This window comes from Janthinobacterium sp. FW305-129 (assembly GCF_020858115.1).
In the GTDB taxonomy this organism is placed as follows: domain Bacteria; phylum Pseudomonadota; class Gammaproteobacteria; order Burkholderiales; family Burkholderiaceae_D; genus Janthinobacterium.
This window is the reverse complement of sequence record NZ_JACYMM010000009.1, coordinates 18379-39562: the sequence shown is the minus strand read 5'-3', so window position 1 is coordinate 39562 and position 21184 is coordinate 18379. Positions and strand designations below refer to the sequence as shown.

The window sequence follows — 21184 nt, the reverse complement described above, 5'->3', positions numbered from 1 at the left end:
ACTGACGAAGCGCGGCCGCAACGCCGGACGCCTGCTGGCCATCGCCTGGGCGCTGGTGGTGGCGCTGCTGCTGGCGCATAACGCCTATCTGTGGCTGGGCAAGCGCATCGCGCCCGAAACCGACATTCTCGCCTTGCTGCCGGTGCAGGAGCGCGATCCGGTGCTGCAGGCGTCGTTTACGCACATGGTCGACGCGGCGCAGCAACGCGTGGTGGTGCTGGTCGGCGCGCCCGACTGGGCCGATGCGAAGCGAGCGGCCGATGCCTACAGCGCCGTGCTGGCGCGCCATGCGGGCCTGTTCCGGTCCACGCCGCTCGACGAGCAGACGCAGAACGACTGGCTGGCGCTGTTCCAGCAGCATCGATTGACCTTGCTGACGGCGCCGCAGGAAACGCAGCTGCGCCAGGAGACGCCCGCATTCTGGCGCGATTCGGCGCTCAGTCAGCTCTACAGCCCGTTTGGTGGTCCGAAGCTGGGCGCCTGGCAGGACGATCCGTTTGGCCTGTTTGGCGGCTGGGTGCAGGAGCGTGCGCAGGAAACGCCCGTGCGTCCGCGCGACGGCCATTTGTTCGTCGCCGACGGCGAGCGCCAGTATGTGCTGCTGCCGATGACCTTGAGCCTGCCCGCTTTTTCGCTGGGCGCCCAGGAAAGCGTGTTGCCCGTGCTGGCGCAAGCCGAGGCGGCGGCGCGGCAAGCCGTGCCCGGCGTGGAAATCATCAGCGCCGGCGTGATCCTGCATGCGGCGGCGGCCAGCAGCCAGGCGGCGGGCGAAATGTCGACCATCGGCCTGGGCTCCCTGGCCGGCATCATCCTGCTGACGTGGTTCACCTTCCGCTCATTCAAGCCGATCTCGCTGATCCTGCTGTCGATCGGCATCGGCTGCCTCGGTTCCCTGTCCGTGTGCTGGCTGCTGTTTGGCAAAATACACCTGATGACATTGGTCTTTGGCGCCAGCCTGATCGGCGTGGCGCAGGATTACGGCATCTATTTTCTATGCAACCGCCTGGGCGCCGACCCGGCGCTCGATTCGCGCACCTTGCTGCGCCGTCTGCTGCCGGGCCTGTGCCTGACCTTGCTGGCCGCCGTCATCGGCTACATGGGCCTGGCACTGACGCCATTCCCCGGCTTGCGCCACATGGCCGTGTTTTCTGCCCTGGGCCTGGTGTTTGCCTGGCTGACGGTGGTGTGCTGGTTCCCCGCGCTGATAGGTGGCGGCACCTTGAAGAGCGGCGCGCTGGTCAGGCAGTATGGCGCGGCGCGCGCGCGCTGGCCGCTGTTGCGGGCCAACCGCGCCACCCTGATTGGCGGCGTGCTGTTTGCCCTGTTTGCGCTCTTCGGCATCAGCCGCCTGGGCGTCAACGACGATATCCGTCTGCTGCAAACGCCGCCCGCGCACCTGATACGCGACCAGATCAAATTGAGCAAATTGCTCGATGGGCCCACGCCGGTGCAGTTTTATCTCGTGCGCGGCGATAGCGCGGAAGCCTTGCTGCAGCGCGAGGAAGCGTTGAAACAGCGCCTGCTGCCGCTGATCGCGCAAAAGCACATCAGCGGCTATCAGGCCATGTCGAACTGGGTGCCATCGCTGCGGACGCAGGCGGCGCGCCGGGCCTTGCTCGACACGGCCATCCTGCAGCCTGGCGCCGCGCTCGACTTGCTGGCGCAGTCGGTCGATGAAGGTCCCGAGTGGGCCGGCAAGGTACGTGCGCAGTTGGCGCAAGCCGGTGCGCCGCTGTCGATCGATGCCTTCCTGAAGGTGCCGGCCAGCGAGCCATGGCGCCATCTGTGGCTGGGCAAGGTGGAAGGCGGCCATGCCTCCATCGTCGCCTTGCGCGGCATGCAGTACGCGGCCATCCCGCTGCTGGCGCAGGCGGGCGAGGGCATGCCCGGCGTGCAGTGGGTCGACAAGGTGAGTGAAATTTCCTCGGTGCTGGGCCGCTACCGCGTCTACATGGGCGCCGTGGTGCTGGGGGCCTATCTGGTGGTCTTCGGCTTGCTGCTGCCCCGTTACCGGCGCCGCACCTGGCGCGTGCTGGCGCCCACGGCGCTGGCCAGCGTGGCGGCCCTGGCCTTGCTGGGCTACCTGGGCATGCCGCTGCAGCTGTTCCACGTGCTGGCGCTGATGCTGCTGCTGGGCGTGGGCGTCGATTACGGCATCTTCATGCAGGAGCACCCTGACCGCCGCAACGACACGCCATGGCTGGCCGTGGGCCTGTCGGCAGCCAATACCATTCTGTCTTTCGGCTTGCTGGCGCTGAGCAAGACGGCCGCCCTGCAGGCATTTGGCCTGACCATGCTGATCGGCACGGCGCTGGTATGGCTGCTGTCGCCGTGCTTTGCCGAAGCCGATCACCGTAGCGCGGCCGATGCCGCAGGAGAAATCTGATGTTTTTGCACTGTCAACGATGGGCGCCGGCACTGCTGCTGGCACTGGCCGGCTGCGCCAGCGTGCCGCCTTCGGCACCGGCGCGCCTGGGCCTGAAACTGGCGCCGCAGGCGCTGGGCGCCACGGTCAGCGTGCAGCAGCACCTGGTCGTCGAACGGGCGGGCCGCATCGACGAACTCGATGCGGCGCTGGAAGTGGAACCGTCGCATCTCGACCTGGTGGGACTGGCGTTCGGCCAGCGCGTGCTGTCGCTGCATTACGACGGCAAGGACATGACCTCGTGGCGCCACCTGATGCTGCCGGCGCAGGTGCGCGCCGAGGACGTGCTGGAAGACATGCAGCTGACCCTGTGGCCGCGCGAGGCGATCGCGCAAGCCCTGCCGGCCGGCTGGCGCATCGAGGACAGCGGCTTGCGCCGCACCCTGTTCCTGCATGACGAGGCGGTGACGGTGATCGACTATAGCGGCATGCCGCGCTGGAGCGGCACGGTGGTGCTCGACAACCTGCGCTACCGCTATCGCCTGACGATACAGAACGCCCCGGAAGGAAGCTGAATGACCGGCCTGACTGTGTACCTGAATGACTGCGGCATCGTCTGCGCGCTGGGCGCCGGCCGCGAAGAAGTGCGCGCGCGCCTGTTTGCCGCGCACAGCGGCGTGGTGTCCGTCGATACCTACACGCCGGGGCGCATGCTGCCGCTGGGCGTGGTCGACGCGGCCTTGCCATCGGTGGCGCATCACGGCCTCGCCGCGCGCAGCCGCAACAACCGGATGGCGCTGGCGGCGCTGGCGCAGATCCGCCCCGCCGTGGAGCAGGCCATCGCCCGTTACGGCGCGCACCGCGTGGCCGTGGTGATCGGCACCAGCACGTCGGGCATCGCCGAGACGGAAGGCGCGATCGGCCAGCATGTGGCGGGCGACGGCTTGCCGGATGCCTTCCACTACGGCCAGCAGGAGATGGCGTCGCCGGCGCTGATGCTGGCAGGGGAACTGGGCATCGACGGCCCGGCCCTGGTGCATTCGAGCGCCTGTTCGTCGAGCGCCAAGGCGATGGCCAGCGCGGCGCGCCTGATCCGCATGGGCCTGTGCGACGCCGTGCTGACGGGCGGCGTCGATACACTGTGCGGCTTTACCGTGGCCGGTTTTTCCGCGCTGGCGTCCGTCAGCGCGCGGCGCTGCAATCCGTTCGGCGCGAACCGCGACGGCATTAATATCGGCGAGGGCGCGGCCCTGTTCCTGATGACGGCGCAGCCGGCTGCAGTGGCCTTGCGCGGCTGGGGTGAATCGTCCGACGGCCACCACATGTCGGCGCCCGATCCTGCAGGCGGCGGCGCGCGGCTGGCCATCGCCCAGGCACTGGCGCGCGCCGGCATCGCGGCGTCGCAAGTCGACTATGTGAACCTGCACGGCACGGCCACGCCGCAAAACGATGCGATGGAAGCGCGCGTGGTGTCCGACCTGTTCGGCGCCACGGCGATGAGCAGCTCCACCAAGCCGCTGACAGGCCATGCGCTGGGCGCGGCGGCCGCCATCGAAGCCGCGCTGTGCTGGCTGGCGATGCAGGACGATAACGCCGAGGGCTTGCTGCCGCCGCACCTGTGGGATGGCGTGCCCGATGAATCCCTGCCGCCGCTGCGCCTGGCCTTGCCCGGCGCGCGGCTGGGGCGTCCGCTCGACTGGGCGCTGAGCAACTCGTTTGCCTTCGGCGGCTCGAACGCCGCCTTGCTGTTCGGGAGGGGAGCATGAGTTTTCCCGATATCCGCGAGCTGGTGCCGCATTCCGGCCCCATGGTGCTGCTTGACCGGGTGCTCTCGGCCGATGCGGAAAACCTGTGCGCCGAAGTGGCCATCCATGCCGGCAGCGTGTTTTATGAGGCGACGTCGGCAGGCGTGGGCAGCTGGGTCGGTATCGAATACATGGCGCAGGCGATCGCCGCGCATGCTGGCTACCTGGCGCGGCTGGCCGGCGCGCCCGTGAAGATCGGTTTTTTGCTGGGGGCGCGGCGCTACGAAGCGCAGGTACCCCTGTTTGTGAATGGCAGCGTGCTGCAGGTGCATGTGCAGCAAGCCTTGCAAGGCGAGAATGGACTGGGTGCGTTCGAGTGCCGTATCGAGATGGCTGGCGCCGTGCTGGCGCAGGCGACGATCACGGTGTTCCAGCCCGAGGATGCAAAGCAATTTCTGCAGGAGAGTATGAATGGAGCGCAGCATGAGTAAAAGTGTATTGGTGACGGGGTCGTCGCGCGGCATCGGCAAGGCCATCGCCTTGCGACTGGCGCGCGACGGTTTTGACGTGGTGCTGCATTGCCGCAGCGCGCGCGGCGAAGCCGACGCGGTGGCGCAGCAGGTGCAGGCGCTGGGACGCGCGGCGCGCGTGCTGCAGTTCGATATCGGCGACCGTGCCGCGGCAGCTAGCGCGCTGGAAGCGGACATCGCCGAACATGGCTGCTATTACGGCGTCGTGTGCAACGCCGGCGTGGCGCGCGACAATGCGTTTCCCGCCATGTCGGGCGAGGACTGGGACATCGTCCTGCAGACCAACCTCGATGGTTTCTATAATGTGCTCAACCCGCTGGTAATGCCGATGGTACAGCGCCGCAAACCGGGGCGCATCGTCACCATGGCGTCCGTTTCGGGCCTGATCGGCAACCGGGGGCAAGTCAATTACAGCGCGGCCAAGGCCGGCATCATCGGCGCCACCAAGGCGCTGGCGCTGGAACTGGCCAAGCGCGCCATCACCGTGAACTGCGTGGCGCCGGGCCTGATCGAGACGGACATGATCAGCGAGGTGCCGCTCGACGAAGCGCTGAAGATGATCCCCGCGCGCAGAGTCGGCACGCCGGAAGAGGTGGCCGCCGCCGTCAGTTTCCTCGTCGGCGAGGAGGCGGGCTACATCACGCGCCAGGTCATTTCCGTGAATGGAGGCATGGTATGAGCCGCCGGGTCGCAGTGACCGGCATGGCAGGTATCAGCCCGATCGGCAATAACTGGCCGGCCATCCGCCAGCGCCTGGGCGAGTATCGCAACGCCGTCGTACGCATGGACGAATGGGCCGACTACGAAGGCTTGAACACCCAGTTGGGCGCACCGGCCGCGCCGTTCGCGCTGACGGACCGCTACAACCGCAAGGCCGTGCGCAGCATGGGACGCATCGCGCTGATGGCCACGCGCGCCAGCGAACTGGCGCTGGAACACGCGGGCCTGGCCGGACACCCCGTGGTCAAAGGCGGGCAGATGGGCATTTCCTTCGGTTCGTCCGCCGGCACGCCCAGCGCCATCGGCGACTTTGGCCGCATGATGGAAGAGCGCACCACCAAGGGCATCAACGCCACCACCTACATCAAGATGATGGCGCACACGGCGCCCGTCAACATCGGCGTGTTCTTTGGCGTCACGGGAAGAGTCATTACCACGTCGAGCGCCTGCACCTCGGGCAGCCAGGGCATCGGCTATGCCTACGAGGCGATCGCCGGCGGCAAGCAGCTGGCGATGATCGCCGGCGGCGCCGAGGAACTGTGCGCCACCGAGGCGGCCGTCTTCGACACCCTGTTCGCCACCAGCACGCGCAATGACGCAGGCCACACGACGCCGCGCCCGTTCGACGCCAGCCGCGATGGCCTGGTGATCGGCGAAGGCGCCGGTTGCCTGATCCTGGAAGAGTTCGAACATGCGCAGGCGCGCGGCGCCACCATTCATGCGGAGCTGGTGGGCTTCGGCACGAACAGCGATGGCTGCCACGTGACCCAGCCGAATGCCGCCACCATGCGCCAGGCGATGCTGCTGGCGCTGGCCGACGCGGACCTGCAGCCGTCCGATATCGGCTACATCAACGCGCATGGCACAGGTACGCAGCAGGGCGATATTGCCGAGTCGCAAGCCACGTTCGAGGTGTTTGGCGACCGCACGCCTATCAGTTCGCTGAAAAGCTACATGGGCCACACCCTGGGCGCCTGCGGCGCGCTGGAAGCGTGGATCAGCATCGAAATGATGCGCGAAGGTTGGTTTGCGCCGACCATCAACTTGCAGCAGGTGGACCCGCAATGCGCGCCGCTCGACTACATCGCCGGCGAAGGCCGGGCCATCGAATGCGAATACGTGATGTCGAATAATTTTGCCTTTGGCGGCATCAACACGTCGCTGATTTTCAAGCGTTACCGGCCGTGACGCCCGCTTGTGCTGGCGCAAGTGGCAAGTGTGGTTCCTTTTTTACTATCTTTAACTGATCGAGGGAAATAGCATGAAAAAAATGATGATCCTGGCAGCAATGAGTGCAGCGCTGACAGTTGTCTTGCCGGCCCAGGCCGGCGATACCAGGCACATGATGCCGATCGCCAATGCGATGTCCGCCAACGATGCCCAGGCCCGTCTTGGCGATACCGTCAAATTCTATTTTGGCGACCAGGCAACGCCGCCGATTGCCACGCGCATCAGCCGCGACAAGACGAGCCAGAAAACCAATGGCGTCGGCAAGTCCGCGGAAACGTCCTGCAACTGGGCCTTCCTGTCGGCCATGCTGGCGCTGCAAAAGCGCGCCCAGTCGGTGGGCGCCGATGCCGTCGTCAATATCGTCAGCAATTACAAAAACATCGAAAATTCCAGCGCCACGGAATTCGAATGCCACGAAGGCACGATGATGACGGGCGTGGCCTTGAAGGGTGAGTTCGTGAAGTTGAAGGCAAGTAAGTAGGCAGCAAAGAAGTAGCAGGAAATTCGTTCATATCGGTAACCGGCGCCCGCTTGCAGGTAGGCTGGCGCCTGGAAGCCATTCCAATAAAAAGTAGAAAGAGAATATGCAAAAAGTATCGAAAACTGTCGTCCTGGCTGGCGCATTGCTGGCATTGACCATGTTGCAAGGCTGCGCCACGCGCATCAAGGCATCGTCGACGGCCAATCCGCCGCCGAGCGAGGCTTTCTCGTCGTTTGGCCGTATTGAAGTCAAGTCAACAGTCTTTGCCGAGGGCTACAACGGCAACCAGGCCGCCATGGCGAAAATCGACGAGAATATTCGTAAGGACCTGGCCGAATCGCTGACCAGCTGGAATGCCGCCCCGGCTAATGGCCGCGTGCTGATCATCGAGCCTATCGTCGAGGAAATCCAGTTCAAGAGCGGCGCCAAGCGTGTATTCCTGGGACCATTGGCCGGCAGCTCCGGCGTGCGCATGCGCGTCATGATCCGCGACAACAAGGGCGCCCTGGTCGCGACGCCAGAGTTCTTCCAGCGCGCCGACGCGATGGCGGCCGGATTCACGTTTGGCGTGCACGATAACCTGATGCTGACCCGCATCGCCAACCTGACCAGCGCTTACATCAAGGCCAACTATGTACGTGCCGAAGGCGGCCCGACTGGCGCCGATAATAAAGCGGTCGAAGCAGCAATGACGAACTAAGATGGGCGCGGCGCGTAAGCGCCAGCAGACCTGCTGAGAATGGCAGCGCCGGGCAACCGCGCTGCCATTTTTTTGCCGCATGCATGCTGGCAATTTGTGGCAGACTGCGCCTTTACGTATCCAAATATTGTCATGCCACCAGCCTTCCCCGGTAACGGCGCCAGCATCTGGCTGCTCGATTCCCGCAGCATTGATCTCGCGGAGATCAGCCAATATGAAACGTGGCTGGGTACGACGGAAGCGGACCGTTATGCGTGGTTTGCGCGGCCGCTGCGACGGCGCCAGTTCCTGCTCGGGCGCGCCTTGCTGCGAACGGCCATGGGATGGATGCTGGGGCTGTCTCCGGCGGCCATCGCGCTCGAGGAGCGTCCGGGCCAGGCGCCGCGGCTGCTGGCGCCCGCAGGCGGTCCCTACTTCAGTATTTCGCACAGCGGCCACTGGATCGCCTGCGCGCTGAGCGGTACTACGCGGCTGGGACTCGATATTGAGTTGCGCGACCCGCAGCGCGACGTGCTGGCGCTGGCGCGCCAGGCGTTTGGCGCGGCTATGACCGCCGAGCTGGAAGGCTTGCCAGCGGATGAGCGGCTGGCGCTGTTCTATCAGCGCTGGAGCGAGGCGGAGGCGCGCTACAAGCTGGGCATGGATGCGGCAAGCTGCGTGACCTTGGCGCATGCCGAGCTGTCCATCGTGCTGTGCAGCGCGGCGCCGCTGGGGCAGGCGCCCGACTTGTTATTGTCCGGCCTGACGCCAGACTAGTTCCCCCGCACGACGATTTCCTGCACCTGCGGTTCGCGCTGGCGCATGAAGCGCACGATGGAATCGACGGTGACGACGTCGATCTGGCGCGTCATGCGGCGCTCGAACGGGTGGTCGTCGAAGGCGATATTGGCGCGGAACATGCGCGCGCCCAGGCGCGTGGCGGCGGGTATGCTCAGCGTCTGCGGCGCGTAGCTGGCGCTGCGCAGCCAGCCTTGCGCTTCGGCGCGCGTTTCGATCTTGCCAGGCTCGTTGCTGGCGGCGGCCAGGGTTTCCAGCACCCACTGGTTCGAGTTCTGGTACTTGGTGGAAAACGGGTAGGCCAGCATGTTGTAGTGCGCTTCATGCAGGCGCTTGGGCGTGTTCGACGTCAACAGGCGCGCCAGTTGCTGCTGCATATCCTGGCCCGGAATCAGGATCATGCTTTCATACATGAACACATCGTCCATGAAGAAATTGCCCAGGCCTTCGTTGTACAGCGACGATTGCGCCGTGCCGCATTCATTGAGCTCATGCACCACCAGCCAGCGGCCCTTCGGGTGGTCGCGCCAGGCCAGCGCCATGTGCGAGTAGCGCAAATTGTACTTCGACAGGTCTTGCCCGGCGCGCGCCAGCAGCGCCACCTGCGCGCCCGAGGCATCGAGCGCCTGCAGGGTCTTTTGCGCCAGGTCCATCGATTTGACGAGGGTAGTCGCATCCGTTGGCTTTTCCTCGCACGAGCGCCCCGCATGGGCGGCGCCGGCCAGAAGCAGGCTGATGGCAATCACGGTCAGACGTTTCATGGGGTTCACGCTTTCGAATGGTGGAGGATGGCATTGCCGGCCGCGTTCGGCACATAGGCGATGGCCTTGCCCGACAGCATCAGCATGTGGCCCGTCGAGACGGCCACTATCTTGACGGCCGTGCCGGCCGCCAGCGACAGGCCTTGCATGGCCTTCTGGCTCAGCTTGACGGAGGCCGTGGCCGCCTGCGAGGCACCGTTGGCCGCGCTCTTCAGTACGAGCACGCTACCGTCGGCCACATCTTCCACCTTGTCGATGACGATGTCGCCGGCGACGGCCAGCACGGACATGGAGCCGATCAGCACGATGGCCGAGGCCATGCTGGCGTTGTCGGACGCGTTGGTGGTATCGGAGTTGGCCTGGGCCAGCGGCGCCACGCTGGCGGCACACAGCAGAGTCATGGCGAGTAGGTGTTTCATGGATGTCCTGTTGTCGGTATTACGCTTTGGAGTGGTGCAGCAGTGCCTTGCCCAGTTCGTTGGGGATGAAGGCGATGGCCTTGCCGGACAGGACCAGCATGTGGCCGGTGGACAGCGCCACCACGTTGACCACGGTGCCGGCCGCCAGCGACAGGCCCTTGGCCGCTTGCGTGCTCATCTGGATGGACGCGCCGCCCGCTTCGGACGCGCCTTTCAGCACGATGACGATGCCTTCGCCCACCGTTTCCACGCTGGCAACGACCACCTGGCCGGAGGCGACCAGCATCGACATGGAACCGGCGACGACGATGGCGGATCCCTGGCTGAGGTTTTGCGAGCCTTTCGACAGGTTCTCCGAGGCGGCGGCATGGACCAGGCCGGGAGCGGCCATGGAGAGCGTCAACAGCGACAGGGACAAGCAGAGGGGCAGCAAGCGTTTCATGGGTATCTCCTTTATGTGCCTGATTGGCAAGGGTATGATTGTCGAACGCAGCGCCGCAGTCAATCAGAACGCTACTCGTAGTGGCGGGCCATACTCTTAGTATTACTATTTGATACTATGCTGCTCTGCCATGTGTAAAGGATAGTAATGCCGCAAACCCACGCCTTGATCGAAGCCTTGAAACGCCTGTTGAAAGCGCGTTCCGTCACGTATGCCGAGCTGGCCCAGCGCATCGGCATGTCCGAAGCCAGCGTCAAGCGCATGTTCTCCCTGAAACAATTTTCCTTGCAGCGCCTGGACCAGATCCTGGTGGCCATCGGCAGCGACTTCCAGCAGCTGGCGCTGGCCGTGCAGTCTGCCCAGGCTGCGCCCACCCTGATCACGGGGCTGACGTATGCGCAGGAAAAGGAAATCATCGACGACACCCGGCTGTTCGTGGTGGCCGTCTCCGCCCTGAACCTGCTGCCGCTGGAGCAGATCGTCGCCATCTACGACATCAGCGAAGCGCAAGCCGTGAAATACCTGCTGCGACTCGACAAGATCGGTTTCCTGGAACTGCTGCCGAATAACCGGGTCAAACTGCTGGTGGCGCGCACGTTTGCGTGGATACCGAATGGTCCCATCCACACGTATTTCAAAAAGGAAGCCTATGGCGACTATTTGAATTCGCAATTCGATGGCGAGACGGAATTGCTGCGCCTGGTGAACGTGATGCTGTCGAAGAAATCCACGGCGGCCTTGCTGGAGCGCCTGAAGCAAGTGGCGGTGGAATTCTCGCAGCAACACCAGGAAGACGCGCGCCTGCCCGGCGACGAGCGCCTGGCCATCAGCTTCATGCTGGCGGCGCGTCCCTGGATGCCGCAGACGTTCAAGGCGCTGCTGCGGCAGTGAGCCAGAAGTCGGTAAGTCAGCAAGCCAGCAGCCGGTAAGCTGCTGGCAAGGTTTCCCTTGGCCGTTAGCCGCGCCGCTAGTCGCGCTGTTTTTCGCCATCCGTTTGCTGCTGGCCCGTTTGTTCCGTCGTTTGCTCCTGTTTCATCTGCTCCTGTTTCATCTGCGTTAGCAAGCGCCAGGCAAAAAAGCCCAGTACGCCCACGCCCAGCAGCAGGGCCGCCCACAGCGCGGCCAGGCGCCATGGCGCGCTTATGCCAGCCGGTGCCGGTGCGGCATCGCTTGCGCCAGCGTGCGCCGTCAAGGCGCCCAATGTGGCAATCGGCAGCGCCTGCAATTCGCCGTCACGATAGCCTGGCGCCACCTGTGACAGCGGTTGCGCCACCGGCTGCGCGCCGGCTTTTCCGAACACCAGGCGATATGGCCCCTTGCCGCCGGCCAGGAATACCAGCGTTTCCGGCGTCCAGCCCAGGCGCAACAGCGGCGCGCTGGTCGGCATGGCCGTACTTTGCGACTCGGGCCGCAGCACCCATTGCGTCGTCCGCACCACCGGCATGGACAGGTCGCCGGAGACGCGTTCCTTGCCCGCCTCGCTGATGCGGTAAAAGCTGGTGGTCAGCAGCGGGTCAAAATATTCGCCATTGGCCGCGCGCGTTTGCCGGTGCAGGGATAGCCGGCGCTGCGGCACATAACTATTCTGGCGATACACGCCCAGCGTGGCGGGCAGCACCACGTTGCTCTCCTTGAATTGCAGCGCAATGCTGTCGGCGGGAATCGCGATCGGCGTGGCATACACCCAATCGGAGGTCAGTTTGTCTGGAGCACCTCGCAGCACGATGCTCGCGCGTGGCGGCGCTACCTCGGTTTCGCTGACGGCTTGCGCGGCAATCGCCGCAAACACCAGCGGCTGGCCTTCCTGCCAGCTCAGGCGCGCGTAGCGGAAAGCGCGCGGCGCAAAGGCAATGCTGTCGTTGCTCAAGGTTTGCGTATCGCTGCTGCGCAGCCAGTTCACGGTGGTGGTGCCGACCGCGTCCCATTGCTTCAGGTCGTCGCTTGCCTCCAGCAGCACCCGGGCGCTGTAATCGCCGGCGTCGGCCGGCGGCGTCAAACGCAGCGCGCCGATGCGGCTGCCCGGTGCCTGCTGGCCGAGGTCGAGGATCAGCGCCTGCAGGGCCTTGCCGGCAGCACCGTTGCCTGCGCCGGCGCTGACCGACAGCAGTTGGCCGTCGCTACCGGTGCGAATTTCCACATGTTGCGAGCCGCCTTTGTCCACTGCGCTGCCCGTCACGGGGAAAATGCGCGCGGCAACGCTGCTGCGCTGCGTGCTGGACTGTGCTGGCGGCGTACTGATGGCAAACGAGAGGCGCTGGCCGTCGCGGTCAAGCAGCCGCACGTCGGCCAGGTTGCCGGTGCGCGCATGTAGATAGACTTCCTTCGGCAGCGGCAGGCGCACCACGCCCGCGCCAGCTGGCACGCTCACCGGCATGCTCCAGCCATAGCTGGACGGGTGGTCAGGCGCATTTTGCGCCAGCGCCATGCTGGCCGCCACGGCGGACGCCAGGCCGGCGCAGATCAGCAAGGGAAATTTCATGCGTTCTCCGGTGTCGGTTCGGTTACGGTTTCTGCCCTGGGGAAAGGCGCCAGGTAGCCGATCAGGAGCATCAGCAGGCCCACGCCGACAAACGACACGATGCGGGCGATGCCGCCCACGTTCGACAGGTCGATGAGGAACAGTTTCGCGACCACCAGTACCAGCAGCACGGCGCCCAGGCTCCATTGCTGGCGCCGTTGGTGGCGCGCCGCGTGGCGCATCAGCAGCAGGGCCGTGACGCTCCACACCAGCGAAAGCATGGCTTGCACGAATTGCGAGGCCATCATGTCCTCCACCGTATAAGGCACGCCCAGGTAGTTCGACACCGTGCGCAGCAGCATCAGGTTGAACCAGCCATACACGCAGCAGGCGGCGATGACCGGCACGCGTGCCTGGAATCGGTCCAGCCACAGCGGCTGGCCGGCACGCAGCAGGCGGTACGCGGCAAAGCCCAGCAGGATCGCAAAGCCGCTGCTCAGGTCCAGCGGGTTGAGCAGGGGCAGATAGGGCAGGGGCTGCATGGCGCCGTTGTCGATGAAATTCCAGACCGCAATCAGTAGCAGCGAACCCAGTGCTCCCAGCGGGATCAGGGTGTGCTGATACCAGCTGGCAATCGGCGCCACCGGCCAGCCGCCCGCGCGGCAGCGGCGGATCAGCAAGGCCAGTGCCAGCATCATGGCCCAGGCCGGCAGATAACGCGACCAGGCCGGGCTGATGGCGCCGGCCCGCCCCGCCTCGGCCAGCCAGGCGTCGAGCTGGATGGCTCCGACGGGCCACAGCATCAGCCAGGGCCCGGCCGTGCGCACGGTATGCAGCAGGCGCAGCACGCGCAGGCTCAGGTTCCACCCGGCACGCGGCCAGGTATGCAACATGAACTCGCCGCAGGCCAGCGCGCAGGCCAGCGCCAGCCAGGACAAGCCGGTTGGCACGGACACGCTCAGGTACAGCACCAGCAGCATGTTGGCGCTCCACAAACCCAGGCCGAGCCAGACGGCCACCGTGAACCAGCGCAGCTGCGGCCAGGCCAGGCGGCGCGCCAGCAGCGCGAACAGCGGCGTGGTGAGGCTCACCGCAATCAAATACAGCGCCAGCAAGTGTTCGCCTGCTTGCGGATGCATGCGCTCGTCGCCATCGACCAGGTGCAGCAGCGAGATGGAGAGCGGGAACAGGACGCCGATAAACCACAGCAGCCCGCTCCATTGCAGCAGCGGCAGCGCGGCCAGCGACAGCTTCGCATCGGCTTCCACGCGCGCCTGGCGCTGCGTGAACCAGGCGCTGGCCAGCGCCGCGGCGGCCAGCAGCAGCGCGCTGATAAAGGTACCGTCGAACAGCTTGGCCGACTGCTCATTCCAGTCCATGCCCATGCGCAGCAACAATACGACACCGGCCAGCAGTTGCACCAGCAGCAGCAGCAGGCGCGGCGCGGTCCACTGCAATCGCTGCGCCAGCCAGAACAGGCCAGCGGCAACTGCCAGCGCACTGATGGTCAACAGGTTCAGCTGTTTGATGGCGTCGGTGCGCAGCATGATTTCGGTCCACAAGCCGCCAAGCAGCCAGGCGGTGGCACCGCACAGGAACACCACCGACAGGCCTTGCATCAGTTCCGCGGGCAATTTGGCATGCGCCACGCCTCGCTGGCGGCGGAAGTTGATTGCCATCACCAGCGCGGCCGCGGCCAGCAGCGTGCAGCCGAGCCAGATATTGGCTTGCAGGGCCGCTGCCGTATTGAGTTCCTGGATGGTGCCGAGGAAGGCAAGCCAGGCGGCCGCCTGCACCAGCAGGCCGAAGACCCAGGCCAGGGTCTGGCGCTGGCGCAAGCCGACCCAGACGATGCCCGCGCCTTCCAGTGCCCAGGCGGCGGACGTCCAGCGGCCGTCGAGGGCAAACGGGATGGCCAGGGTGCCGAAGACAATGCCCAGAGCCAGGAAGGCCTCGGCCAGCAGGCGGAAGCCAGTGCGGCGCCACAGTGCCACGGCCAGCCCCGTGTACGTCAAACCGGCGACCAGGGCGGAAAACGCCAGGCCAAATTCAAAGTGCCGGACCAGCCCGTATTGCAGGCCCATGGCCGCCAGCGGCGTGCCGAAGACGAGCGTGCCATCCACGTAATGCTTGAGGCGCGGCGCCTGGCGCGCGCAGTAGGCAATCGCGATGCCGATATAGAACAGCACGAACAGGATCAAAAACAGTTGCGTCGACAGGTAGTGCTCGGGCGTATAGCGCAGCAGGCCCCAGGTGGTGGCGACGACGAAGGTGAAGCCAAAGCTCAGCACATTCAGCACGCGCCAGGCGCGTTTCAGGGCGATGGCGAAGACGCCCGCATTGAGCAGCGCGTAATAGCTGAACAGGCCGATATGGTTGCCGCTGCCCGTCGACACGAGCAGGGGCACGGCAAAGCCGCCGACGATGCCGAAGACGGCCAGCCAGACGGCGTTCTGCAGCACGGCCAGCAGGCACGTAAATGCCGTCAGCACGAACAGCACGGCAAACGCCAGGCCCGCCGGGATCAGTTCATACAGGCGGAAGGCGCCGAACGTGACCAGCATCAATATCGCCAGGGCCGTGCCTTGCAGCGGCAAGCTGATGCCGGGGCGGCTGAGACGGATGCGCCAGGCCCAGGCCAGCAGGGCGATGTCGGCCAGCGCGATGCCGGCCAGGCGCAGCTCGATGGGCAGCGTAACCTGGGCCGACACATACTTGAGCAGGAAGCTGACGCCGAGGAAGAGGATCAATAAACCCAGCTTGGCGACCAGGTTGCCGGTAAATAACCAATTTTTCGCCTTTGCAAGCAAGCCATCCGGACGCGCGATCCAGGACGGGGTACTGGCGGCGGGGGAAGCGGGCCTGGAGGGGGCCGGTGGCGCTGGTTTCGGTGGCACGGGTGCGGCAGGTGCGGCAGGTGCGGGAACTGCTGCCGGCGCGACCTTCGCCAGCTCGGCCACCTTGACCGTGGCCGCCTGCGGCACGGGCGCGGGCGGCGGCGTGGGTACGGGAGGCGGCGCGGGCACTGGCGCCACGCTATCGGACACGGCGGGTGCGATGGACACGACGGGCGTGGCCGCAGGCGCTTCGGCCTGGCCTTCCAGCGCTCGCAGGCGCTGCCCGATGGCATCGACTTCCTTGCGCAAGCGCGCCGTCAGCAATTCCAGATCCGCCACCTTGCGGCGGTGCTGCAGCACCAGCACGAAGCCGGTGACCAGCAAGGCCAGGATGGTCAATGATGTCATTCCAAACATGTAGGCAGCTTTCCGGGAGGGGCGGGCAGGGATGCCAGCGGTATGCGCACATTACCTTATTATCAAGAAACAGGCGATTTCTGTTGTGTCAGGGCAAGTGCGAGGCAGTGCGTGCGGCGGCAAGGCCAGCATGGCGCGGCAGGCGGTTTTCCGTATTGATGCCGAGCAAGATGACGACATTCAGATTGTCGTGCGCAGGATAGTGCTGTATTTTAGCAATTCCTTAATTGCCGGTTCCCCATGTCATGAGTCAAAGCAGCCAGTTTTCCTTATTGTCGCAGCGCCGTTTCGGGCCCTTCTTCTGGACCCAGTTCTTTGGCGCCTTCAACGACAATCTGTTCAAGACGGCCCTGATGGTGATCCTCGCCTACGATGCGCTGAGCTGGACCACGCTCGACCCGTCCACCATCACCAACCTGATCCCCGGCCTGTTCATCCTGCCCTATGTCGTGTTCTCGGCCACGGCGGGCCAGCTGGCCGACAAGTTTGAAAAGGCGGGCCTGGCGCGCTTCGTCAAATGGATGGAACTGGCCATCATGGCCGTGGCCGCCGCCGGCTGGATGACGCATACCCTGTGGCTGCTGGTGGCCGCCGTGGTGGGCATGGGCGTGCATTCGACCCTGTTCGGCCCCGTCAAGTATGCGTATCTGCCGCAGCAGCTCAAACCCGAGGAGTTGGTCGGCGGCAATGGGCTGATCGAGATGGGCACCTTTGTCGGCATCCTATTGGGCGAAATCCTCGGTGCCGTGTTGATCGTGCACAAGCCGCTGGGCGTGGAACTGGTGGCGGGCGCGACGATTGCCGTGGCCGTCTTCGGCCTGGTCGCCAGCTACCGCGTGCCGCGCACGCCCGCGCCCGAGCCGGACTTGAAGGTGAGCCTGAATTTCGTCGCCGAATCGTTCCGCAACCTGAATTTTTCGCGCAAGAACCGTCCCGTCTTCCTCGCCATGCTGGGCAACTCCTGGTTCTGGTTCTACGGCGCCCTGATCCTGGCCCAGTTCCCCGTGTATTCGAAGGATTTCCTGCACGGCGACCACAGCGTGTTCGTGCTGCTGCTGACCGTGTTTTCCGTCGGCATCGGCACGGGTTCCTTGCTGTGCGAGCGGCTGTCCGGCCACAAGATCGAGATCGGCCTGGTGCCGTTCGGCTCCATCGGCCTGTCGCTGTTCGGCATCGACCTGTATTTCGCCAGCAATGCGTATGCGAATACGCAAGTGGTCGACGCGCTGGCGTTTGTGGGCCAGGCGGGCGTGCCGCGCATCTTGCTCGACATCGTCATGATCGGCGTGTTCGGCGGCTTTTTCATCGTGCCCCTGTTCGCCCTGATCCAGACGCGCTGCGATCCGAAGCACATTTCGCGCACGATCGCCGGCATGAATATCTTGAACGCCCTGTTCATGGTGGCGGCGGCCGGCGTGGCCATCGTGCTGCTGGGAAAGGGTTTCACCATCCCGCAGTTGTTCCTCGTCACGGCGATCCTGAATGCGCTGGTGGCCGCCTACATCTTTTCGCTGGTGCCGGAATTCCTCATGCGCTTCCTCGCGTGGATACTCATCCAGACCGTGCACCGCGTCAAAGTCGTCGATGGCGAGCGCATCCCCGCGGAAGGCGCGGCCGTGCTGGTATGCAACCACGTCAGCTATGTGGACGCCATCGTCATCATGGCGGCCAGTCCCCGTCCCATCCGCTTCGTCATGGACCACCGCATCTTCAAGATGCCGCTGATGGGCTGGATCTTCCGCACGGCCAAGGCGATCCCCATCGCGCCGGCCAAGGAAGATCCTTTCCTGATGGAAAAGGCCTTCATTGACATTGCGCAAGCGCTGCACGAGGGAGAGCTGGTGTGTATCTTTCCCGAAGGCAAGCTGACGCGCACGGGCCAGATCAGCGAATTCAAGGGCGGCATCGCCAAGATCGTCGAGCGCAGCAAGGTGCCCGTGATTCCGCTGGCGCTGCGCGGCTTGTGGGGCCATCTGTTGAGCCATCGCAATGGCCATTTGTTCGAGCGCGCCTTCAAGGCGGGCTTGCGCTCGCGTCTGTCGCTGGCCGTGGGCATGCCCGTGGCGCCCGAGGCCGCCACGCCGGAATTACTGCAGCAAAAGGTGCAGGAATTGCGCGGCAAGTGGAAGTAAGAGTAAGGAAATCAGTCACTCCGCCTGCGTCGTGGCCGCCGCCCGCTGCGCCAGGTGCTGCTGCAGCAGGGCGGCGATGGCGTCGAAATCGACGGGTTTGGTCAGGTGATGGTCGAACCCTGCTTGCGCCGTGCGCCCTCCTGTATCGCCCCAGCCCGTCAACGCGAGCATCAGCACGTCGCGCCCCCGTGCTTTCAGGCGGATCTGGCGCGCCGTTTCGTAGCCGTCCATGCCCGGCATGCCCAGGTCCATCACGATCAGTTGCGGCCACAGGGCATCGACGGCGGCCAGCGCCTGTGCGCCGTCGTAGGCGACCCGCACGGCGTGGCCTTCCAGCTGGAGCAGCGTCTGCAGCGAATCGGCCGCATCGCGGTTGTCGTCCACCACCAGCACTTGCACGGCCTGGTCCGGCCCGGCCGGCACATCGCTGGCCGGCGTGGCGGCCGGCCCTGCGGGCATGCTGGCGGGCAGGGTGACGACGAAGCGGCTGCCTTGCCCGGGGCCGGCGCTCTGCGCTTCGATCTTGCCATCGTGCATTTCAGCAAACTGGCGCGCCAGGCTCAGGCCGATGCCCAGGCCGCTGGCCATCTGGCCCGCCACCGTGCGGCCCTGTTCGAACATGGAAAAGATGCGCGGGATGGCGTCCGGGTCGATGCCGATGCCATTGTCTTCCACGGCCACCTGCAGCTGGCCGTCGGCCAGCCGGGCCGTAATGTGGATGTGCCCGCCGCTCGGCGTGAATTTGACGGCGTTCGAGACGATATTCGCAAAGATCTGCACCAGGCGCGCATAGTCGGCATGCAGCATCACCGTGTGCGGCGGCAAGTCCAGCGCGATGCTGATGTTGCGGCTGCTGGCGGTCGGCTGGCACAGCTCGATCACATGGCTGAGGACTTGTTGTAGCGCAATGTCCTTGCGTTGGAGCACTACTTTGCCGCTGGTGATGCGCGCCACGTCGAGCAGGTCATCGACCAGCCGCGTCAGGTGCGTGACCTGGCGCTCGATCACGCCCTTGACCTTGTTCACCTGTTCCGATTCAGGATATAAATGGCTGAGCAGGGCGATCGATGTCTTGATGGGCGCCAGCGGATTGCGCAACTCATGGCCCAGGCTGGCGAGGAATTCATCCTTGCGCCGTTGCGTTTCGCGCACCTGGTACTGGCGCTGGCGCGCGCGCAGCATGGCGTGCGCCGAGGTGATCAGGGTCAACATGTGCACGGGGCGTTCCAGCAGGGTCAGGTTGCCCAGGGTGGCGATGGCTTGCCGCAAGGGCAGGGAATCGAGTCCCGCATGCGTCAGCAGGATGATGGGCAGGTCGGACCAGTCCGGCTGCTGCCGCCCGTACTCGTCGAGCACCTGGTAGGCGCCCGCATGCAGTGCTTCGTCCACCGTCAGCACGCCGCCCGCGCCCAGCGCCAGCTGCTCGGCCAGCTCGCCTGCGCTGCGGCAGGCGTGGCTGGCAATGGCGCTGCCGGCGAGCACCTGGCTGGCCAGGGCGGCGTCCTGGCCGGCCGGCGCGTAGATCAGGATGCGCTGTTCCATGGCTTGCTCTAGGGAAATGGCGTGCCGCCGACGGTGGGCATGCCCGACAGGATGCCGTGGAAACCGGCCAGTGTCGGGCCGATGCGCAAGCCCTGCGGGCCGATCTCGAAGCGGCGGATGCTGCGCTCATGCGCGCTGCCGCGCTTCTTGAAGACGGAAATGGCTTGCCGCACTTCGCCTTCGGTTTCGTAGTAGCGCAACATGATGACGCTGTCGGCCAGGTAGCTGGCGTCGGCCGAGGTCGTCATCGACATGCCCAGCATATTTTGCTGCACGCCGACGAGCAGGGTGGCCACGCCGCGCTGGCTCAGGTAATTGAGCAGCTCGTGCAGGTAGGTGCTCTGGAAGCGCTCGTCGGGCACGGCGTGCATGTAGCCGTTCAGGCTGTCGATGACGATCATCCTGGCGCCCCGTTCGGCCGCGTCGACCACGGCCTGGGCGAATTCGCCCGGGGTCAGCTCGGCCGGGTCGACTTGCTGCACGCTCAGCAAGCCGGTATCGAGCGCTTCCTTCAGCCGCATGCCCAGATCGTCCGTCCGGTGCAGCAGCTTGCTGCGCGCTTCCTCGAACAGGAACATGGCGCACGATTCGCCGCGCTTTGTTGCCGCATGCACGAACTGCGCCGCCAAGGTTGACTTGCCGCTGCCTGCGGGGCCGGAAATGAGGGTGCTCATGCCTTCTTCCAGGCCGCCGCCCGTCATGGCATCGAGTTCATGCACGCCGCTCGACAGGCGCCGGTGGTCGCCGTCGCGGCGCGTGTCGGCCGCCACCAGGCGCGGATAGACGACCAGGCCATCCTGGGCGATCTTGTAGTCGTGCGTGCCGCTGCGAAACGGCACGCCCCGGTATTTCACCACGCGCACGCGGCGCCGGTCATTGCCATAGTCCTGGTTTTGCAGCTCCAGCGAAATGACGCAATGGGCCACGCTGCGTACTTGCAAGCCGTCATCGAGCGCGGAGCGGTCATCGATCAGCATGGTGGTGCAGTGGCGGCTGGCCAGGTATTGTTTCAAGGCGAGAACCTGGCGCCGGTAGCGCAGCGGGTTTTCCGCCAGCAACTGCAGTTCGGACAGCGAGTCGAGCACCAGGCGGGCAGGGTGGTGCTTCTCGATGGCCGCGAGGATGCGCCGGTTGGTCGATGCCAGTTCGATTTCCGACGGGTGGAAGATGGTGTAGTGGCGCTCGGGGTCGAGCATGTCGTCGCTGGGCGCCACTTCTTCGATGGCGATGCCGGCCAGGTCCCAGTCATGCGAGCGGGCGGCGGCGCGCAGTTCGATTTCCGATTCGGCCAGGGCGATATACAGCACGGGCGCGCCATTGCGCGCGCCTTCGGCCAGAAATTGCAGCGCCAGCGTGGTCTTGCCCGTGCCCGGTTCGCCTTCTATCAGGTACAGGCGCTCGGCCAGCAAGCCGCCACTCAGTATGGTGTCGAGGCCCGCGACGCCCGTCGACAGCAGCGGCGGCGCGTCCCGGCCGCCCGCGCCATCGTCTTGCGCCGTTCCTTGCGCCTGTGCTGTCGTCATCGCGTCCTCGCTTCGCCACGCTGTGGCTAATATATTAGCGCGTCCGCCGGGGCATGTCTTTTCGATACCATTAGTAAATAATTACGGCCGCCATGCAAGCGGGGG

General features: G+C 65.3%; 18 protein-coding genes. 11 read left to right on the top strand and 7 right to left on the bottom strand.

All coding sequences use genetic code 11. The features are described from left to right. Position 1: 1 nt before the first annotated feature. The 9 genes from IGS61_RS18700 to IGS61_RS18660 all read left to right on the top strand — a co-directional run bounded on the left by IGS61_RS18700 (position 2) and on the right by IGS61_RS18660 (position 8527). A complete protein-coding gene (locus IGS61_RS18700) occupies positions 2-2386 on the top strand; it encodes an MMPL family transporter (RefSeq protein WP_230541235.1) in 2385 nt (794 codons plus the stop codon). After that, positions 2386-2940, top strand: a complete 555-nt coding sequence (locus IGS61_RS18695; RefSeq protein WP_230541054.1) for a DUF3261 domain-containing protein — start codon at positions 2386-2388, stop codon at positions 2938-2940. Before IGS61_RS18700 ends, IGS61_RS18695 begins: the two co-directional genes overlap by 1 nt. Then, positions 2941-4131, top strand: coding sequence for a beta-ketoacyl-ACP synthase (locus IGS61_RS18690; RefSeq protein WP_230541053.1), 1191 nt, complete (start codon positions 2941-2943; stop codon positions 4129-4131). Beyond that, on the top strand, positions 4128-4601 hold the full coding sequence (locus IGS61_RS18685) for a hotdog family protein (protein ID WP_230541052.1): 474 nt from the start codon (positions 4128-4130) through the stop codon (positions 4599-4601). Before IGS61_RS18690 ends, IGS61_RS18685 begins: the two co-directional genes overlap by 4 nt. Beyond that, on the top strand, positions 4594-5319 hold the full coding sequence (gene fabG / locus IGS61_RS18680) for a 3-oxoacyl-ACP reductase FabG (RefSeq protein WP_442908081.1): 726 nt from the start codon (positions 4594-4596) through the stop codon (positions 5317-5319). Before IGS61_RS18685 ends, fabG begins: the two co-directional genes overlap by 8 nt. Further along, the gene (locus IGS61_RS18675; protein WP_230541050.1) at positions 5316-6548 is read left to right on the top strand and encodes a beta-ketoacyl-ACP synthase; all 1233 of its coding nucleotides are present in this window, start codon (positions 5316-5318) and stop codon (positions 6546-6548) included. The genes fabG and IGS61_RS18675 overlap by 4 nt, the downstream gene beginning before the upstream one ends. Positions 6549-6621: 73 nt before the next feature. Continuing rightward, the gene (locus tag IGS61_RS18670; protein ID WP_230541049.1) at positions 6622-7071 is read left to right on the top strand and encodes an excinuclease ATPase subunit; all 450 of its coding nucleotides are present in this window, start codon (positions 6622-6624) and stop codon (positions 7069-7071) included. A gap of 103 nt (positions 7072-7174) precedes the next feature. Continuing rightward, positions 7175-7771: a hypothetical protein gene (locus IGS61_RS18665; protein ID WP_230541048.1), complete on the top strand. Its 597-nt coding sequence runs from the start codon at positions 7175-7177 to the stop codon at positions 7769-7771. A gap of 132 nt (positions 7772-7903) precedes the next feature. After that, a complete protein-coding gene (locus IGS61_RS18660; protein ID WP_230541047.1) occupies positions 7904-8527 on the top strand; it encodes a 4'-phosphopantetheinyl transferase family protein in 624 nt (207 codons plus the stop codon). Here the strand turns inward: IGS61_RS18660 and IGS61_RS18655 are convergent. From IGS61_RS18655 to IGS61_RS18645, 3 genes are read right to left on the bottom strand one after another with little or no spacing between them, the layout of a single operon-like run. Further along, a complete protein-coding gene (locus tag IGS61_RS18655; protein ID WP_230541046.1) occupies positions 8524-9309 on the bottom strand; it encodes a DUF2145 domain-containing protein in 786 nt (261 codons plus the stop codon). The two genes, IGS61_RS18660 and IGS61_RS18655, sit on opposite strands and share 4 nt — an antisense overlap. Positions 9310-9314: 5 nt before the next feature. Beyond that, complete coding sequence (locus tag IGS61_RS18650; protein ID WP_230541045.1) at positions 9315-9728, bottom strand: hypothetical protein; 414 nt, start codon at positions 9726-9728, stop codon at positions 9315-9317. Positions 9729-9747: 19 nt separating this feature from the next. Continuing rightward, positions 9748-10170 (bottom strand): hypothetical protein, encoded by a 423-nt coding sequence (locus IGS61_RS18645; protein ID WP_230541044.1) that lies wholly within the window; start codon positions 10168-10170, stop codon positions 9748-9750. 147 nt (positions 10171-10317) lie between these two features. On the opposite strand from IGS61_RS18645, the gene IGS61_RS18640 reads away from it, so the two are divergent. Beyond that, entirely contained in the window at positions 10318-11061 is a 744-nt protein-coding gene (locus IGS61_RS18640) for a helix-turn-helix domain-containing protein (protein ID WP_230541043.1), read from the top strand. Positions 11062-11137: 76 nt separating this feature from the next. On the opposite strand, the gene IGS61_RS18635 is transcribed toward IGS61_RS18640, so the two are convergent. Continuing rightward, entirely contained in the window at positions 11138-12649 is a 1512-nt protein-coding gene (locus IGS61_RS18635) for a DUF3999 family protein (protein WP_230541042.1), read from the bottom strand. After that, positions 12646-15873 carry a DUF2339 domain-containing protein gene (locus IGS61_RS18630; RefSeq protein WP_230541041.1) on the bottom strand — a complete coding sequence of 1076 codons (3228 nt, stop codon included), beginning with the start codon at positions 15871-15873 and terminating at the stop codon, positions 12646-12648. The genes IGS61_RS18635 and IGS61_RS18630 overlap by 4 nt, the downstream gene beginning before the upstream one ends. A 254-nt stretch (positions 15874-16127) precedes the next feature. Between IGS61_RS18630 and IGS61_RS18625 the strand changes: the two genes are divergently transcribed. Further along, complete coding sequence (locus IGS61_RS18625) at positions 16128-18014, top strand: MFS transporter (protein ID WP_230541040.1); 1887 nt, start codon at positions 16128-16130, stop codon at positions 18012-18014. A 15-nt stretch (positions 18015-18029) separates the two neighbouring features. Here IGS61_RS18625 and IGS61_RS18620 read toward each other — a convergent pair whose 3' ends face one another. Together IGS61_RS18620 and IGS61_RS18615 are read right to left on the bottom strand one after the other, a co-directional pair. After that, the gene (locus IGS61_RS18620; RefSeq protein ID WP_230541039.1) at positions 18030-19556 is read right to left on the bottom strand and encodes a hybrid sensor histidine kinase/response regulator; all 1527 of its coding nucleotides are present in this window, start codon (positions 19554-19556) and stop codon (positions 18030-18032) included. Positions 19557-19564: 8 nt separating this feature from the next. After that, positions 19565-21079 (bottom strand): ATPase domain-containing protein, encoded by a 1515-nt coding sequence (locus IGS61_RS18615; RefSeq protein ID WP_230541038.1) that lies wholly within the window; start codon positions 21077-21079, stop codon positions 19565-19567. Positions 21080-21184 lie beyond the last annotated feature (105 nt).

Coding starts and splice junctions, on each gene's coding strand:
- IGS61_RS18695 (WP_230541054.1), top strand. CDS start 2,386: ATGTTTTTGCACTGTCAACGATGGGCGCCGGCACTGCTGCTGGCACTG.
- IGS61_RS18690 (WP_230541053.1), top strand. CDS start 2,941: ATGACCGGCCTGACTGTGTACCTGAATGACTGCGGCATCGTCTGCGCG.
- IGS61_RS18685 (WP_230541052.1), top strand. CDS start 4,128: ATGAGTTTTCCCGATATCCGCGAGCTGGTGCCGCATTCCGGCCCCATG.
- fabG (WP_442908081.1), top strand. CDS start 4,594: ATGAGTAAAAGTGTATTGGTGACGGGGTCGTCGCGCGGCATCGGCAAG.
- IGS61_RS18675 (WP_230541050.1), top strand. CDS start 5,316: ATGAGCCGCCGGGTCGCAGTGACCGGCATGGCAGGTATCAGCCCGATC.
- IGS61_RS18670 (WP_230541049.1), top strand. CDS start 6,622: ATGAAAAAAATGATGATCCTGGCAGCAATGAGTGCAGCGCTGACAGTT.
- IGS61_RS18665 (WP_230541048.1), top strand. CDS start 7,175: ATGCAAAAAGTATCGAAAACTGTCGTCCTGGCTGGCGCATTGCTGGCA.
- IGS61_RS18660 (WP_230541047.1), top strand. CDS start 7,904: ATGCCACCAGCCTTCCCCGGTAACGGCGCCAGCATCTGGCTGCTCGAT.
- IGS61_RS18655 (WP_230541046.1), bottom strand. CDS start 9,309: ATGAAACGTCTGACCGTGATTGCCATCAGCCTGCTTCTGGCCGGCGCC.
- IGS61_RS18650 (WP_230541045.1), bottom strand. CDS start 9,728: ATGAAACACCTACTCGCCATGACTCTGCTGTGTGCCGCCAGCGTGGCG.
- IGS61_RS18645 (WP_230541044.1), bottom strand. CDS start 10,170: ATGAAACGCTTGCTGCCCCTCTGCTTGTCCCTGTCGCTGTTGACGCTC.
- IGS61_RS18640 (WP_230541043.1), top strand. CDS start 10,318: ATGCCGCAAACCCACGCCTTGATCGAAGCCTTGAAACGCCTGTTGAAA.
- IGS61_RS18635 (WP_230541042.1), bottom strand. CDS start 12,649: ATGAAATTTCCCTTGCTGATCTGCGCCGGCCTGGCGTCCGCCGTGGCG.
- IGS61_RS18630 (WP_230541041.1), bottom strand. CDS start 15,873: ATGACATCATTGACCATCCTGGCCTTGCTGGTCACCGGCTTCGTGCTG.
- IGS61_RS18625 (WP_230541040.1), top strand. CDS start 16,128: ATGAGTCAAAGCAGCCAGTTTTCCTTATTGTCGCAGCGCCGTTTCGGG.
- IGS61_RS18620 (WP_230541039.1), bottom strand. CDS start 19,556: ATGGAACAGCGCATCCTGATCTACGCGCCGGCCGGCCAGGACGCCGCC.
- IGS61_RS18615 (WP_230541038.1), bottom strand. CDS start 21,079: ATGACGACAGCACAGGCGCAAGGAACGGCGCAAGACGATGGCGCGGGC.